The sequence below is a fragment of the Frederiksenia canicola genome (genome assembly GCF_011455495.1).
Classification (GTDB): Bacteria; Pseudomonadota; Gammaproteobacteria; order Enterobacterales; family Pasteurellaceae; genus Frederiksenia; species Frederiksenia canicola.
The window spans coordinates 1675679-1690286 of record NZ_CP015029.1; the positions used below are offsets into that span (position 1 = coordinate 1675679).

Below are 14608 nucleotides of genomic sequence, written 5' to 3' on the forward strand. Positions count from 1 at the left end.
TTAGTGGGAAATGTTAAAATATTGCTATCTAATTGATAGACTTTTTACATATATAAATATCAAAAAGTAAATTAACGTGTAAAAAGAGCCCTTAAAAATATGATCTGACCCCAAAAAGTTAGACTGTTATTTTAAGGACTGTTTCCGATATTGAATCGGACTCAGTCCTTTTAATTTGAGCTGAATTCGCTCCTCGTTGTAATAACACACATAGCTTCGTATCGCTTGCTCAAGTGCCTCAATGCTTTCAAAGGATTTTCCGTGAAAACATTCTGTTTTTAGCCGTCCAAAGAAACTTTCCATCGCTGCATTATCCAAGCAATTGCCTTTTCTTGACATACTTTGGCGAATACCATTCGCTTTTAAAAAAGCTTGATAGCCTCGCATTTGGTACTGCCAGCCTTGGTCTGAATGTAAAATTGGCGTTGCATTTTTCGGACACTTTCTTACCGCTTGTTCAAGCATTTGTTGTACCTGTTGAAAGTTCGGGCGACGACTAAGATTGTAAGCAATGATTTCATTGTTAAAATAATCCAAAATCGGCGAGAAGTAGAGCTTTTCCTCTTTTACCCTAAACTCAGTAATATCCGTCAGCCATTTCTGAGCTGGCGTTGTCGCTTTAAAGTTTCGCTGCAACTGGTTTGGCGCAATTTTACCGACCTCACCTCGATAAGAGCGATACGTCCGTCTCTTGCGTGGTAAACCGATGATCATTTTTAAAAAAGGGAACATGGAAAATACGGGTAGAATACCCACTCCCCACAATGGCAACATTAATTTTCTTCATATTTGGCTATCCTTAATTAATAAAATTGTGGCGAGTATAAGATCGTTTCTATCTATCCGCCATTTAGGTTATTTATACAGAATATCTAAATAGATTTAACTTTTGACATCTTTTTTCCTAAATAAAAAGAACCAAACCAAAAATCTTGTGCTGTAAGCCAGCGCAATTAAAATCGCAAGAAAGTCAAAATAAAAGACCGCTTGCGGTTCATCATAATTGAAATAGGCAAAATCTACTTGTAGCAATAAATAGGGTAACAACTCTCGTTGCACAAAAACGAAAATACCATAAGCGGCAATAATCAGCCAACAATCTGGAATAAGCCTGCGTGCAAGCCAATGTTCAAGATCTAAACGGTAGCCATTTGCGAATAAATTAGCAATAGGTTTCCAATGTAACCCCAAATGTACACCCACTAAAATTTGCAACCAATGGGTGCTGGTCATATGAATTTTTCGCATTAAATCTGTGGTAGAGTGGAATAGCATTTCCACCAATAGATGTTTAGAAAGCATAATGCCACTGATACAAGCGGTTAAAAATAACAAAAAAGTTGCAAAATTGACCGCACTTTGCAAAATGCGATAGCTGTTATAACTGCCTGAAAAGGTCTTTTTGAGCCACCATGTATTCAGTGAAAGATGTGAGATAATCAAAGCAAAAAAGACCAAGCCGAGCCATTCGTGCGTGATTTCTTCATAAAGATGATAGCCAAAAAGAGAAAGCAATATTGCCGTTAGAACCAAATCTTGAGCGAGTTGGAGGAGATATTTTTTCTTCATAAAATTGAAATTTAAATGGTAGGGACATACGCTGTGTGTCCCTACATTTTTATTTTGTATAACCATTTTCGGTTAAGAATTTAGCTAATCTTTTTTCCACTTGTTGTTCAGCCCTTACCGTTTTATGCAAATACGCCTCAAAACCGTTTTTCACGTTGGCTTGTGGTTGAAGTTGCTGAATATCTTTATCCGTTCCACCCAAACGACTGCCACCGTGACCAACCACCGGCACAATATTTTTCCCACTAAAGTCTACTTGCTCGAGCAAAGAATAAAGCGCCATTGGCATTTTGTACCACCAAATCGGATAGACCAAAATACCGTATCTACATCGCTTACCATGCCAAGACAAGTGAAATCGTGGCATTTGTTTGGGGCAAACGTGATTTGCAAACCGCTTTGGCTTTAAAGCAGCGTTTAAAAGAACTCAAAGTAAGCTATGAACGTATTGCCGGCGATAATTGGGATGCTTTTGTAAATGCGTTTTCTGATACCGGTGACCAATGGGTGGGTAAGCAACATACTAAAGCGATTGAGGGTAATAACTGTCGGATTCGGCACAGATTAAGCAGAGCCGTCAGGCGCAGTTGCTGTTTTTCCAAATCAATGTTTTATCATGTTAAATCTTTTAATATTGGATTTTAGGCAATCAATCATCCCAAACAAATTTAACCCAGCACACTTTTCAGGACACCACCAGTAATTTTTTTGAATTGGCGGTGGCGGTGGCGATTTCCTTGTTTGGCTTGCATTCGGGCGCGGCGTTAGCGACTGTGGTTGGTGTATTGGTTGAAGTGCCTGTGATGCTCTCACTTGTTGCATTGTTAAACCATTGGAATAGGCAGTGATAAGCAGAGGGATTTTCGCGATTTACAAATTTTCACGAAAATCCCTCTGTTTTTTATGGTTAGATACCACTATTCCACTTTAAACATCCCCATCATACCGAGATTTTCATGTTCCAAAATATGGCAATGGTACATTTTCAACCCAGTGTGTCCTTGCTTAAAGCGAATAATCACTTTTTCATAAGGGCGCAAATTGACTACATCTTTTAACGCCCTGCCTTCTGGCTTGAAGGTTTTGCCGTTTAATGTATGTTGAATCACTTCAAATTGAGTGCCGTGCAAATGGAACGGATGATCCATATGGCTTTCATTGAAAATTTCCCACTGTTCCACTTCATTCAATTTGGCAACAAAATCAATACGGTTCATATCAAAGGTTTGACCGTTGATTAAGAACATACCATTCATCATTGGTGGAATAGGGTTATCCGTTGGTGTTGTAGTAGCGTGATGTGTACCGTGATTCATCATTGGCATATTCGTATGGTTCATCATTTTTTCACTAAAGCGAATTTGGCGAACCTGCTTTGGCTCATCCCAGTTAGGCAAGGACCTTAAGCTTTCAGGTAACTGAACAGGTTCTGATTTCACCTGAATTGTGGCTAAAGTGAGATCTTTAGGCTGTTCTTGAACCATCATCTTACGGCGATCATAATAACCGCTTTGTAAATTGACTGTTCCTTGCGTTTCACCCACCATAATCACTTCAACGCGTTCGGCTGGTGTAAGTAGCAGTTCATCAACAGGCGCGCGAGGTTTTTCAAGTAAACCACCTTCGGTACCCACCACAATCCATTTCACCCCTGGAATGTTTAAACGAAAATAACGAGCGCTAGTGGCATTCCAAAGACGGATTCGTTCATTCGTTTTCACTTGAATCTGGGGCTGATATTGACCGTTGATTAACACAAATTCACCCTCACGACCGTTCATCCAATCTAACATCGTGTTTGCTGGAATGGTGCCATCGGCATTTAAACGCAGATCGGAAATCACCCAATGTTGTTCAGGAAGGTGTGCAAGCGGATCATTTTTCGCTTTAACAACGAAAGTGCCTGCTAAGCCTTTATAGACTTGTTCGGAAACATGGTCATGTGGATGAGGGTGGTACCAATATGTCCCAGCACTGCCTTGAGGTAGCGTAAAGCGATAGACTTTTTTCCCTTGCGGTTCAACCATATCCATCGGGTTACCATCCGCCTCATTTGGTACATCTAAGCCGTGCCAATGTACTGTTGAGGGTTGTGGTAGGTGATTGATAAATTCAATTTCTACGGTGTCGCCTTCAAATACTTCAATTTGTGGCCCTGGTAGTTGTCCGTTATAAGCCCAAAATTCCGTTTCTTTATTGTCTGCGAGGCGAATTTTAATTGGCTCTGCTTTTAAAGTGGCTGTGAATAGCCCTGCTTGAGTCGATTGATTAGCAAGTTTTGGCAATATCCCATTAAGCGATAAACCTGAAGGCATTGCCTCAGTTGGCATTAGGCCAGTAGGTACTGAATGCATCATCGCCATATTGCCATGTTGTGCGTGGTTCATCATATTCGCAAGGCTATAAAGCGAGCTACTGGCTAAGCTAATTCCAATTCCATAACGTAAAAAATCTCGACGTTTCATTCTTTCCCCCCCTATTGGTTATAGGATTTGAACACTTCACTTTCACCGTTTTTCTTAATTAAAACAACATCATAAGGATCTTTGCGTCCGCCGTATGCTTCACCGTCCATACCTGGTGAACCAATCGGCATGCCAGGTGCGGACAAGCCAACTGCATCGGGTTTTTCTGCGAGTAAACGTTTGATATCCTCAGCAGGTACATGTCCTTCAATCACATAGCCATCAATCACGGCTGTGTGGCAAGAAGCATGTTCATATTTAATGTTAAAGCGCTTATGAGCATCATAATTGCCTGTTTCGTTGACTTTAATCTCAAAACCGTTTTTCTGCATATAGCTGATCCATTCATTACAACAGCCACAAGTCGGGCTTTTCCACACTTCCATAGAAAGTGTTTGTGCTTGAGCACAAGCGGTTATCCCTAAACTTAAAAGCAACAATGAGCGGGTGAATTTATGTAATTTCATAAGATGTCCTTATTTTTATTGAGATGGAATGGCGCAATGTTAAAGCTTGACCTAGGGTTAAGGTCAAGTAATCTGAAAAAATTCTATCATTTGAAAATTTTTCTCAAAATCCTACTGCTTGTAGTAGAGATATGCCAACGTACCATTACAGTGCAAAAAGGCGATTTTGTTGTATTGGGCGGAGCGACCAGCTCGGTAGGCATTGCCACCATTCAAATCGCCAAAATGCAAGGGGCAAACGTGATTGCTCTGTCTCGCACGCCAAAGGCGATGTGCTTTTACAGAAAGGGGCGGATTTTGTGATTGCCACCAAAGAAGATGACGTTACGGCTAAATTACTAGAAATTACAAACGGCAAAGGCGTGAATTTGGTGTTCGACCCTGTGGGTGGCAAAGAAGCAGCAAAAATTATCAACGCAATGACACAAGACGGCAAATACATCATCTACGGTGCATTAAGCCACGATGATATCGCCGTGCCTGTGTTCCCAATTTTAGGCAAACACTTAACCGTGCGAGAATTGTTTGAAATCACTACCGTACCAGAAAAACTCGCTCAAGCGAAAAAATTCGTGTTTGACGGCTTAGCAAGCGGTCAATTAAAACTAGAAATTGACAAAGTTTTTGCTTTTGATGAAATGGCGGAAGCTCACCGTTATATGGAAAGCAATGCACAGATTGGGAAGATTTTGGTAAAGGTTTGATTGTTTTAAGGTAAATATGCCGTCTGAAAAATAAGTTTCAGACGGCACATCGTTATTTTACCTGCCGATTAAGCCACCACACTAGCGAGAGCATCACAGGCACTTCCACCAGCACACCGACCACCGTTGCCAATGCCGCCCCCGAGTGCAAACCGAACAAAGAAATTGCCACCGCCAATTCAAAAAAATTACTCGTGCCAATCAAGCACGCAGGGGCGGAAATTTCGTGTGGTAATTTGAGCTATTTTGCCAAAACGTGAGCCAAGGCAAAAATGCCGTAAGTCTGTGCCAGCAAGGGAATGGCAATCAGCAAAATAATCAAGGGATTGGCAATAATGGTTTGGGTTTGAAAGGCAAACAGCAACACCACCGTCAAAATCAAACCCATAATGGAAAAAGGTTTCAGGCTGCCTGAAAAATATTCCGCTATTCTTTTTCTTTAATACCTTGAATAATCTGACACTTATCAACCGTTTTATTTTCACAACCCACAAATTGCATTAGAAAAGTTTTAACTTGTTGTAGTTCTGTGATTTGTTCGTCCAAATATGCCAAATGTTGCTCGGCAAGTGCATTGATTTCATTGCATTGTTTGTTAGGCGTTTGTTGTAATTGCAACAGCGTTTTGATGTTACTTAAAGAAAGACCGATATTACGGCAAGTTTTAATAAAGCGTAATTGTTCTAACTGATTTTCATCAAACACACGATAGCCGTTTTGTTGATGTGTAGGGGCGATTAAGCCTTGTTTTTCATAATAACGAATGGTTTCCAAATGTACGCCTGTTTGTTCACTGGCTTGTTTTATTTTAAAAAATTTTGACATTTTGGCTTGACCCTGTAATGACTACGGAGTTTATAGTATAGCAAATTTCATCTTAAAACAGGAGCAAAAAAAATGGCGTGCCAAAATTGTTGTGGTTCAAATCAGCCCATTCATCAATCGCCCAAGTACAAAAAAGCCTTGTGGATTGTCTTGATATTAAATTTATCAATGTTTTTTGTGGAAATTGTGATGGGGGTTAAATCAGGTTCAACTTCGCTGTTGTCGGACAGTTTGGATTTCTTGGGCGACAGTGCCAATTATTTGATAAGTTTGATTGTTTTGCCAATGGCGTTAAGTTACCGAGCCAAAGCATCTATGGTTAAGGGGCTAACGATGGGCGGTTTTGGTTTATTTATTTTAATGACAACCATTTATCGTGTGTTTTATGGGGAAATGCCCAGTTATTCTGAAATGAGCATTGTGGGATTTTTGGCGTTATTGATCAATGTGTCGGCATTGTTGATATTATTAAAATTTCGTGATGGCGACAGCAATGTCCGCAGTGTGTGGGTGTGTTCCCGAAACGATGCGATTGGTAATGTGGCGGTAATTTTGGCGGGTATGGCAGTTTATTTTTTTCAATCAAAATATCCTGATTTAATTGTGGCGTTTGTTTTGGCATTTTTGGCATTACAAGCCAGTCAAGAAATCATCAAAAGGGCTTGGGCGGAATTAAAAGTCAGTTAATTTAAAACACCGTTTGGATTGATGTTCAAGCGGTGTTTTTATTTTTAAATTTTGCAAAATAACTTTCAGGCTGCCTGAAAAACCTACACCCCTTTATTCCCCAGCGATTTTCGGTTTATCCACCACACCAGCGAGAGCATCACAGGCACTTCCACCAGCACACCGACCACCGTTGCCAATGCCGCCCCAGAATGCAAACCGAACAAAGAAATTGCCACCGCCACCGCCAATTCAAAAAAATTACTCGTGCCAATCAAGCACGCAGGGGCGGAAATTTCGTGTGGTAATTTGAGCCATTTTGCCAAAACGTGAGCCAAGGCAAAAATGCCGTAAGTCTGTGCCAGCAGGGGAATAGCAATCAGCAGAATAATCAAAGGGTTGGCAATAATGGTTTGGGCTTGAAAGGCGAATAGCAACACCACCGTCAAAATCAAGCCCATCACGGAAAAGGGTTTTAGGCTGCCTGAAAATTGTGCCACCGATTTACCCGATTTTTGTAAATAAGAGCGGGTAAGCCAGCCTGCCAGCAAGGGCAACAGCACATACAAAACCGTGCTTAAAATCAAGGTATTCCACGGAATTTCTATGTCGCTTACGCCGAGCAATACGCCTGCAATCGGAGCATACGCCACAATCATAATCAAATCATTGACCGAAACCTGCACCAAAGTGTAATTGGGGTCGCCTTTGACCAGTTGCGACCACACAAACACCATTGCCGTACACGGTGCCACACCCAGCAAAATCATGCCGGCAATGTATTCTTGTGCCGACTGTGCGTCCACCCAACCTGCAAAAAACACCCGAAAAAACAACCAGCCGAACACCGCCATCGTAAACGGCTTGACCAACCAGTTGATAAATAAGGTTAAAAATAAGCCCTTTGGTTTTTTGCCCACGTCTTTGATTGCCGACCAATCAATCTGAATCATCATCGGATAAATCATCAGCCAAATCAGTATCGCCACAGGCAAATTCACATGAGCCACTTCCAAAGATGCAACCCATTGAAATACATTGGGCAACCAAACACCCAAAACCACGCCCAGCACAATCGCCAACGCCACCCAAAGGCTTAAAAAACGTTCAAACAACCCCATGATTTACTCCTTATGATTAATAATTTCGCCGTCTTCTTTGACAAACGGGATCGCAAAAGGCGGTAAAAATGCCAAAACTGTTTCGGACGGACGGCATAATTTCACGCCTTTTTCGCTCACCACAATCGGACGATTGATTAAAATCGGTTCACGAAGCATGGCGGAAATGAGTTCGTCATCGCTTAACTTTTCGTTTTGCAAACCAAGCGTTTCATACGGCACTACATTCGTCCTAAGTAACTGGCGGGGCGTGATGCCCATGCGTTTGATTAAATTACGCAAAGTCGTTTCACTTGGCGGATTTTTCAAATATTCAATCACTTGTGGCTCAATACCAGCGTGGCGGATGAGTGCCAGCACATTGCGTGAAGTACCGCAGTTTGGGTTGTGATAAATGGTAATGTTCATAGTTACTACAATCTTTCAAGAAATATAGAAATATTTGGCAATAATTTTTCAGGCTGCCTGAAAATCACTGGCAAGATTCGCCTGTTTGAGAACAGCAGTTTTGGGTCAGAAAATGGGTCAATGCCATCATCAAATCCAGCTCGGCAAAATAACGCATGTGCCGTCCTTCCTGCACCACACGCACAAGCCCCGAATGCAACAGGCTTTTTAGATGAAAAGACACATTATTCGGGGCAAGGTTAAGCTGTTTTGCCAAGTCGCCAGCAATCATGCCAGTACTGCCTGCGGCGGTAAGTTGTTGAAAAATCGCCAGTCTTATCGGAGAAGACAGGCTCTCAAAGAGTTTGCTTGCTTGTATCGTATTCATAGGCGTAATTATAACAAGAAATTTCAATATTTCAAGTATGATTAAAATGTTTTTTAATTGTCCGAAGCCACCTTTCCAAATCCAAAAACCCACTTCCCATTTTTCGCTATTCTTAAGCCATAGCATGAAAAATTTAGAGACACGGCTAAACCTACTACTATTCAACCGTACAACACGCAATGTATCGCTAACCGAAGCGGGACAACAGCTTTTTGAACAGCTTTTGCCGCTTTATCAAGCCATAAACCAAGAAGTCGATGCATTAAATGATTTTTTGAATACGCCATCGGGATTGATTCGCATCAACGCCCCGGCGATGGCAGCGGAAGCCGTGTTGTATCCAAAATTAAAGCCGATTTTGAACCAATACCCGAAAACCCGCTTGGAAATCGTGGTGGACGATCGTTGGCAGATATTGTGAAAGAAGGGGTTGATATGGGCGTGCACCTAGGCAACGACGTGGCGTAGTTCAGTACAATAGTGTTTGACGCGCCATTAAACTGCTGTATCTCTCCGGCCAGAAGAAGTAGATGTTGACGAAAATTGTTTTCTACTCTACCCATCAAGAAGTTTAATAGGTGTGAAGAGATTGTCTGAAAATTGATTTTCAGACAATCTTTTGTAGAGACTACTATAGTAAAAATAATTTACCTTACATCCTATAAATTACCTACGTTGACGGTTAACAGCAATAAGAGGCTTATTTAAAGTAACTTGGGTCATACCATGCATATATGCATTATATTGCCATACAATAAATTGCTGTTTATATCGCTCATTAATTTCTTCCAAACGTTGTACTTGAGCTTTTAAATTCTTAACTTGCTTTTGCAGATAATCCACAGTTACATTTGGTATAGGATTAGCTTTTGCTCTTTCTTTTATTTTTTGTTTTCGTCTAGTAAAGGCTGTTTGAATATCTGAATAATTTGCAAGAGACTGTCTCTCAATACTTTTAACATTCAGTAGTTCTGCCACTTTATGACAGAGTAAATCCCATGTTAATTTACCCTCCCAAGTATTAATCAACATGATTATATCTTCTAAATTTTCTTCTGTAATAAGAATTTTAGGCATACTATAACTCCATTAGTCTATATAAATCATCGTCTAACTTAGCTGTTTCTTTCTTCTGTATATCTAGATCCATTCCTCTTTCCAACAAAGCTAATTTAATAGGGGAAGGATCATACTCATCAGGCATCCTTAATAAGGAACCATTTGGGATGCTCTCATTTTCTAAGAATTTAATTTTAGTTTTTATGTGAGTTAGTCTCCATCCTAAATTACTTATCCAGCGATCTGCACCAAAAACACCTATTTTATGGTGTTCTTTAGCTTTATTAAATTGTTCGGTTATCTGGGCTTCACGCACCTTTAAGATTTCTAAGGAGTGCTCTAAACCTTTAATACAAACAAGCTCTTTACATGTTTCGCAATCTCCATGACGAGAACATGGAGACATTGCATAATCATGTTCACAGATCCCTATTTCTGTTACCGTTGCGATTCCAATTCTATCTTTCCCTAAGTCTTCATAGGTAATAGGAAGATTCAAATGAATTTTATCTAAGATAGAAATATCTTCGGGAATGAGTAAATTCCTAACTGATTCACTTTTTTCTTCTTCTGTTCTGTGATCATAAGCCTTGTTATCTGCAACTCTTGCTCGTCCTGCCCAATTAGCTAAAGTTAACTCATCCATTCCTCCTCGTTCAGCTTTTGTACTTAACCAATGTCTTGCATTGTGTGATGGTAATCTTATGAATTCTCCTTTGGATGTGCCTATACAATGTTTTTCCCATAATGATGTTTTAGGACGAGTTTCAGAATAGCAAAACCTATCATTAATTTGATTCACCGTTGGTAACACAAAAGAAAAACTTTTAGGGGAAAAGTCATCATGAAATTCATTTTCTCTAAATAATAATAAAGCTTCAGAAACCTTAACATTTTTATGTTTATCAACATAAGGCCAATTATGAAATTTTGATGTATATTTTTTATATAAAAATTTTCCTAACACCTCATAAGTTATACTTCCATCGTTTTCACTTATTAAATTTTTACACCATTTGGTATTACAGATATTTTGGGGATCAATATCTAATACTTCAGCAATTTCACTATTAGTCAAAGGTTTTTGATATAAAAAATGGGATGGAGCAGCCTCTTTATTCGATAACATCAATATATTAGGATTTTCTTCCGAAAATTTAGCAACCCCTCTTGCTAAGGAGCCTATACTTGTTAAACGTTTAACGGCTTCAACAACAATATCTTGCATACAGCTAGGAACCCATTTTAATCCCACTTTACCATTTTTTGCAGGTATCCATCGAATACCTAATTGCTTATTTCCTAAGCTATCATTCTCCCATTCTAAGCAATTAACAGATAACGACATTAACTCAGAACAACGAGATGGAGCAACCATAAGTAGAGCCATAACAGCTGTGTAATATTCAGTTTCTTTGTCTAAATTGGGGGCATCATGAAAGAGTTTAGCAACCAGCATCATTTCTTCATCAGTTGGCATTTTACTTGAACGGTATTCTTTTCCTTTTTCATCAAGTAATATAGTCAAATCTCTAGGGCGTTTATAAGGATTTTCCCATAAAGGTAGTTGAGGTGTAATTTGATTTTCTCTACAAAAATCAAATAATTTTTGAATTTGATAGCCTAATTTATTGACTGATTCCGTACCTTTTTTATACTTTTTTGATACGATATTTTCTACTTCATGAATAGCTAAATAATCAAGCTGAAGTATGTCAGCCTTTCCTTTAATATTATAGAGAGCCATTTCAACTATACGTAAAGATTCAATATGTCTGGCTAAATTACGAATGGGATTTAGAGAATAAGTATAACGAATATAGGCTTTGGCAAATTCAATGAATGGTGCAGCTAATGGCTCATATTTATAAGCTGTAGATTTAATTCTTTCTGTGGAAAAACGAACCTGAACTGGATAAATGCTGAATGTTGTTTTCCATTGGTTGTTTTCCCAGCAATCATTTCCAAAGGTAGTAAGATGATTTTTACTGAAATTAATAAATTGCTCTAAATTAGATTTAGGATTATTATCTTGTGGAGTAAAAATTAGATTATTCATAATTAGTGGCTCCCAATAGTTCTTTTCATATCATTGCAAGCTTGAACAACATACTCAACAGCTAAAATAATACGATCTTTGGATGATGCATAATCTATGCTTTTGGTTTGTTTTAAACGTTCTTCCTTTTCCTCATACAACTTATTTAAGATTTGTTGATGAGGACCATCAACGAGCGGTCTAAACTTAGGACATAAATAACAAGTTTCATAGCCAGTTATACAAAAATCATTTGTACCACAAGCACCTATTGTATCTATTCCGTTATTGGTTATGAAAGATGTTGGATCGTGCCCCCTCTCGCTTTCATTTAAGTTAGAAATAATTCTACCTGTAAATGCTTGAGCTAGTTTTCCCATTTCAGCACCCATAACACGATCAATGTATTGCACTGTATCAGCTGTATTTTCAGTATAAACTTTAACGTTTTGTGTATCTGTATGATCTAGGAGCTCTGCTATAATCGTTGCCCCAACCCCTTTTCTTCCTAGATTTGTTCCTCTAGTATGGCGAAAACGTCTTGCTGTTACATGAATAATTTCACCTGTTCGTTCTGAAATTGCTTTTTGGTGAATACAGAATTTTCGTAATGCGTATAGCTCCAACGAAGAAGCAGAATAATGAAAAATATCTTTGTTTAATAATGAAAGATCAAAATTCCTATTTTTGATATTCTTCTTTAAACAATTCCAATCAATAAACATTGGTAATTTCATTTTATAACTAGAAATAAAGGTTTCATCAACCAAACTAAGCAATTTCTTATATTGATATTCTATAAAGTTTAGGAGAATTAAATATAAGTCCTCTGTGATAGCAAGTTTTTTAAATGTTTCTCTGAATAATCCTCCTCTTTTTTTGGCACTAGGGATATTTAGAAAATAATTCCATGTTCCTTGAGAGATTTCCTTTCTTAAATCTTCAAATTTTAAATGGCGTATTTGAATGGGTCTTCTAGCTGTAGATTGAAGTAAGTGAATATATGCATATGTTTCAAATGAAATAAGATCTTCTCTCCAAAGTCTAGCAAGTTCAGCCATTAAAGCCAAAATTTCATTTTCGGTAAATGCTCCTGTATAAGGGCATCTCATTAATACCGATTTACCTTTATCATTTCCACTCAACGTAAAGCTTTCTAGCAATGACACAACAGATTTATCAACTCCATAATAGCCATACTCATGCCATGACAATAAAAAACCCTTTAATGCTCCTAAATACCATTCATGTTCTTTTCCTAGTTTATTTTTCCAATCCAAGATTATTGGCACATTAATGACTTCTAAATTAGTTGAAATTACTAATCGTTGAAACTGTTGATACATGTGAGATACGTGATAACTTGAGTATTTTTCGGCATATATTGCTAATGTTTTTCTAAAACCGTCTAATGTTTTTTTATTTATATTTAATATATGTTGAGAAAAGTTAATGGTTTTGTCTTTACTTATACGCCAAAAGTTTTCATTTTCATCAAATGCATACCCATCTCTTGACTGTCTAAGACGTTTATTCTGATTCATAATTATCAACCTTTTTTTGAAACTCAATCTGAAGATCTAATAATATCTTGTTAGCTTTTTCTCTTATATAACGTTGATTATAAATATTTCCTGATTTCTCGGATGTATGTCCCATAAGATGTTGTCTCATCTTTGCTTCTTTTTCGGAAGAAATAAAATCTTTATGAGAAAAATCATGATTTATATTTTGATTATTTTTATCCACCTTTCGTGAAAAATCTAAGTTCCATTCATGACGAAAAATATGCGGATGAATAATAGAAAATTTAGGATCTATCTTTTTCATTGTTGGTACAATAACGTTATCAAAAGAACTGGTACTAATTGGGTTTCCTTGTGTTTTTCCTTTTCGATGGGTTACAAATAAATATGGATGTTTATTAGCGTTAGGAATCTTAGAGCGATAGTTCATAATATAGTCATTGATAAGTTGAGCTATATTTTGTGAAATAGGAAGTCGCCTTTCTTTCGTTTTACTTACAGCTTGCTTCTTCCTTGTGTCAAATTTATCATCATGCGTTCGTCTAATTGTAATTGAGGATTTAGCTGTCCCTATATCAATAAATGGGATTTGAATTGATAATAGCTCTCCTCTTCTAATCCCTAATTCCTTTAATAAGATAAACATCAAATGGTTTCTTTTTCTAATTCCAATATCTTGAAATGGATTATTAGGATTAGAAAAGTTCGCAATAGACATAAACTCATCTAACAATCCATCAGGTAGCTCACTTTCTGGTTTGATAGATAATGTTTTATGATTTTTAGGTCTTGACTCTTTAATTAACGTAATTAGTTTCGTCAATTTTTCAATATATTCATTAGATACATTAATTACTTTAGATAGAAATAATATGTATTCTGAAAGCGTTGTTAGTCTATTATATTGATGACTAAGAGATACGGCAGAATAAATATCAATAAATTGAGTCCTACCTTTCATTAACACACTTTTTTTTGTATTGATTACATTCTTTCGCTTTTTTACATTTATTCTCATATGTTGGATAAGAGATTCTAATTGGTTTTCTGTTAAGAGTACTTTGTTATGAATTAGATCACTAATAACAAGATTATTCTGTTTTTCCCAATTCATTATCCACTGTATAGTTCCCAGCTTATTTCTAATTGTGTTTACTGCGGATTGATTACGTAGTTCTACAGTTACCCATAAGGTTGAATAAAAATCAGGAATACCAGTTTTAACATTAACCAATATAGGAAAACGTTCTCCATTTGAAAAAAGGACTGTTTCTAATCTATGCATATTCATTTAATTTACAAAAATATCATATATAAATACTATCAAATTAAAGATGTTGTGTCAAAATTAATGTAAAAAAAGAGAAGTCTTATTTTATAAGGCTTCTCTCTG

The 14608-nt window shown here is 37.6% G+C and carries 15 protein-coding genes and 4 pseudogenes; 5 read left to right on the plus strand and 14 right to left on the minus strand.

Annotation, left to right across the window (positions count from 1 at the left end; genetic code table 11):
• Nucleotides 1-126 precede the first annotated feature (126 nt).
• The 3 genes and pseudogenes from A4G17_RS08110 to A4G17_RS08120 all read right to left on the minus strand — a co-directional run.
• Nucleotides 127-693 (minus strand): annotated as a pseudogene (locus tag A4G17_RS08110) (IS3 family transposase); the annotation flags it as partial.
• 189 nt (nucleotides 694-882) lie between these two features.
• Nucleotides 883-1569 carry a DUF4405 domain-containing protein gene (locus A4G17_RS08115; RefSeq protein WP_165894272.1) on the minus strand — a complete coding sequence of 229 codons (687 nt, stop codon included), beginning with the start codon at nucleotides 1567-1569 and terminating at the stop codon, nucleotides 883-885.
• A gap of 49 nt (nucleotides 1570-1618) precedes the next feature.
• Nucleotides 1619-1852, minus strand: a complete 234-nt coding sequence (locus A4G17_RS08120; RefSeq protein ID WP_236940999.1) for a flavodoxin — start codon at nucleotides 1850-1852, stop codon at nucleotides 1619-1621.
• Between A4G17_RS08120 and A4G17_RS08125 the strand changes: the two genes are divergently transcribed.
• Together A4G17_RS08125 and A4G17_RS08130 are read left to right on the plus strand one after the other, a co-directional pair.
• Nucleotides 1852-2214: an IS1 family transposase gene (locus A4G17_RS08125; RefSeq protein WP_123956072.1), complete on the plus strand. Its 363-nt coding sequence runs from the start codon at nucleotides 1852-1854 to the stop codon at nucleotides 2212-2214. The two genes, A4G17_RS08120 and A4G17_RS08125, sit on opposite strands and share 1 nt — an antisense overlap.
• A gap of 53 nt (nucleotides 2215-2267) precedes the next feature.
• Nucleotides 2268-2417 (plus strand): annotated as a pseudogene (locus tag A4G17_RS08130) (arsenical-resistance protein); the annotation flags it as partial.
• A gap of 69 nt (nucleotides 2418-2486) precedes the next feature.
• Here A4G17_RS08130 and A4G17_RS08135 read toward each other — a convergent pair.
• Nucleotides 2487-4034 (minus strand): multicopper oxidase family protein, encoded by a 1548-nt coding sequence (locus A4G17_RS08135; RefSeq protein WP_010907408.1) that lies wholly within the window; start codon nucleotides 4032-4034, stop codon nucleotides 2487-2489.
• A gap of 11 nt (nucleotides 4035-4045) precedes the next feature.
• Nucleotides 4046-4501, minus strand: coding sequence for a DUF411 domain-containing protein (locus tag A4G17_RS08140; RefSeq protein ID WP_010907409.1), 456 nt, complete (start codon nucleotides 4499-4501; stop codon nucleotides 4046-4048).
• A gap of 150 nt (nucleotides 4502-4651) precedes the next feature.
• Between A4G17_RS08140 and A4G17_RS08145 the strand changes: the two are divergent.
• A pseudogene (locus A4G17_RS08145) lies at nucleotides 4652-5205 on the plus strand (zinc-binding dehydrogenase); the annotation flags it as partial.
• Between the two features lie 52 nt (nucleotides 5206-5257).
• Here the strand turns inward: A4G17_RS08145 and A4G17_RS10310 are convergent.
• Nucleotides 5258-5617: pseudogene (locus A4G17_RS10310) on the minus strand (arsenical-resistance protein); the annotation flags it as partial.
• Between the two features lie 14 nt (nucleotides 5618-5631).
• Nucleotides 5632-6030, minus strand: a complete 399-nt coding sequence (locus A4G17_RS08160) for a Cd(II)/Pb(II)-responsive transcriptional regulator (RefSeq protein WP_010907411.1) — start codon at nucleotides 6028-6030, stop codon at nucleotides 5632-5634.
• A gap of 72 nt (nucleotides 6031-6102) precedes the next feature.
• Between A4G17_RS08160 and A4G17_RS08165 the strand changes: the two genes are divergently transcribed.
• Nucleotides 6103-6717 carry a cation diffusion facilitator family transporter gene (locus A4G17_RS08165; RefSeq protein ID WP_010907412.1) on the plus strand — a complete coding sequence of 205 codons (615 nt, stop codon included), beginning with the start codon at nucleotides 6103-6105 and terminating at the stop codon, nucleotides 6715-6717.
• An 83-nt stretch (nucleotides 6718-6800) separates the two neighbouring features.
• On the opposite strand, the gene arsB is transcribed toward A4G17_RS08165, so the two are convergent.
• The 3 genes from arsB to A4G17_RS08180 form a co-directional block, all read right to left on the minus strand.
• On the minus strand, nucleotides 6801-7817 hold the full coding sequence (gene arsB / locus A4G17_RS08170; RefSeq protein ID WP_047977622.1) for an ACR3 family arsenite efflux transporter: 1017 nt from the start codon (nucleotides 7815-7817) through the stop codon (nucleotides 6801-6803).
• A 3-nt stretch (nucleotides 7818-7820) separates the two neighbouring features.
• Entirely contained in the window at nucleotides 7821-8225 is a 405-nt protein-coding gene (gene arsC, locus A4G17_RS08175; RefSeq protein WP_047977621.1) for an arsenate reductase (glutaredoxin), read from the minus strand.
• A 64-nt stretch (nucleotides 8226-8289) separates the two neighbouring features.
• A complete protein-coding gene (locus A4G17_RS08180; RefSeq protein ID WP_014550505.1) occupies nucleotides 8290-8592 on the minus strand; it encodes an ArsR/SmtB family transcription factor in 303 nt (100 codons plus the stop codon).
• A 124-nt stretch (nucleotides 8593-8716) separates the two neighbouring features.
• Between A4G17_RS08180 and A4G17_RS08185 the strand changes: the two genes are divergently transcribed.
• Nucleotides 8717-9013: a LysR family transcriptional regulator gene (locus A4G17_RS08185; protein WP_236941001.1), complete on the plus strand. Its 297-nt coding sequence runs from the start codon at nucleotides 8717-8719 to the stop codon at nucleotides 9011-9013.
• 245 nt (nucleotides 9014-9258) lie between these two features.
• On the opposite strand, the gene A4G17_RS08190 is transcribed toward A4G17_RS08185, so the two are convergent.
• From A4G17_RS08190 to A4G17_RS08205, 4 genes are read right to left on the minus strand one after another with little or no spacing between them, the layout of a single operon-like run.
• Nucleotides 9259-9669 carry a hypothetical protein gene (locus tag A4G17_RS08190; RefSeq protein WP_010907416.1) on the minus strand — a complete coding sequence of 137 codons (411 nt, stop codon included), beginning with the start codon at nucleotides 9667-9669 and terminating at the stop codon, nucleotides 9259-9261.
• Nucleotide 9670: 1 nt separating this feature from the next.
• Complete coding sequence (locus A4G17_RS08195) at nucleotides 9671-11710, minus strand: integrase (RefSeq protein WP_123956070.1); 2040 nt, start codon at nucleotides 11708-11710, stop codon at nucleotides 9671-9673.
• A 2-nt stretch (nucleotides 11711-11712) separates the two neighbouring features.
• Nucleotides 11713-13233, minus strand: a complete 1521-nt coding sequence (locus tag A4G17_RS08200; RefSeq protein ID WP_207948545.1) for a site-specific integrase — start codon at nucleotides 13231-13233, stop codon at nucleotides 11713-11715.
• Complete coding sequence (locus A4G17_RS08205; protein ID WP_207948546.1) at nucleotides 13220-14506, minus strand: site-specific integrase; 1287 nt, start codon at nucleotides 14504-14506, stop codon at nucleotides 13220-13222. Before A4G17_RS08205 ends, A4G17_RS08200 begins: the two co-directional genes overlap by 14 nt.
• Nucleotides 14507-14608: the final 102 nt, after the last annotated feature.

What these genes read in the sequence shown, in the direction of transcription:
- A4G17_RS08115 (WP_165894272.1), bottom strand. Translation starts at nt 1,569, where the DNA reads ATGAAGAAAAAATATCTCCTCCAACTCGCTCAAGATTTGGTTCTAACG.
- A4G17_RS08120 (WP_236940999.1), bottom strand. Translation starts at nt 1,852, where the DNA reads ATGGCGCTTTATTCTTTGCTCGAGCAAGTAGACTTTAGTGGGAAAAAT.
- A4G17_RS08135 (WP_010907408.1), bottom strand. Translation starts at nt 4,034, where the DNA reads ATGAAACGTCGAGATTTTTTACGTTATGGAATTGGAATTAGCTTAGCC.
- A4G17_RS08140 (WP_010907409.1), bottom strand. Translation starts at nt 4,501, where the DNA reads ATGAAATTACATAAATTCACCCGCTCATTGTTGCTTTTAAGTTTAGGG.
- A4G17_RS08160 (WP_010907411.1), bottom strand. Translation starts at nt 6,030, where the DNA reads ATGTCAAAATTTTTTAAAATAAAACAAGCCAGTGAACAAACAGGCGTA.
- A4G17_RS08165 (WP_010907412.1), top strand. Translation starts at nt 6,103, where the DNA reads ATGGCGTGCCAAAATTGTTGTGGTTCAAATCAGCCCATTCATCAATCG.
- arsB (WP_047977622.1), bottom strand. Translation starts at nt 7,817, where the DNA reads ATGGGGTTGTTTGAACGTTTTTTAAGCCTTTGGGTGGCGTTGGCGATT.
- arsC (WP_047977621.1), bottom strand. Translation starts at nt 8,225, where the DNA reads ATGAACATTACCATTTATCACAACCCAAACTGCGGTACTTCACGCAAT.
- A4G17_RS08180 (WP_014550505.1), bottom strand. Translation starts at nt 8,592, where the DNA reads ATGAATACGATACAAGCAAGCAAACTCTTTGAGAGCCTGTCTTCTCCG.
- A4G17_RS08185 (WP_236941001.1), top strand. Translation starts at nt 8,717, where the DNA reads ATGAAAAATTTAGAGACACGGCTAAACCTACTACTATTCAACCGTACA.
- A4G17_RS08190 (WP_010907416.1), bottom strand. Translation starts at nt 9,669, where the DNA reads ATGCCTAAAATTCTTATTACAGAAGAAAATTTAGAAGATATAATCATG.
- A4G17_RS08195 (WP_123956070.1), bottom strand. Translation starts at nt 11,710, where the DNA reads ATGAATAATCTAATTTTTACTCCACAAGATAATAATCCTAAATCTAAT.
- A4G17_RS08200 (WP_207948545.1), bottom strand. Translation starts at nt 13,233, where the DNA reads ATGAATCAGAATAAACGTCTTAGACAGTCAAGAGATGGGTATGCATTT.
- A4G17_RS08205 (WP_207948546.1), bottom strand. Translation starts at nt 14,506, where the DNA reads ATGAATATGCATAGATTAGAAACAGTCCTTTTTTCAAATGGAGAACGT.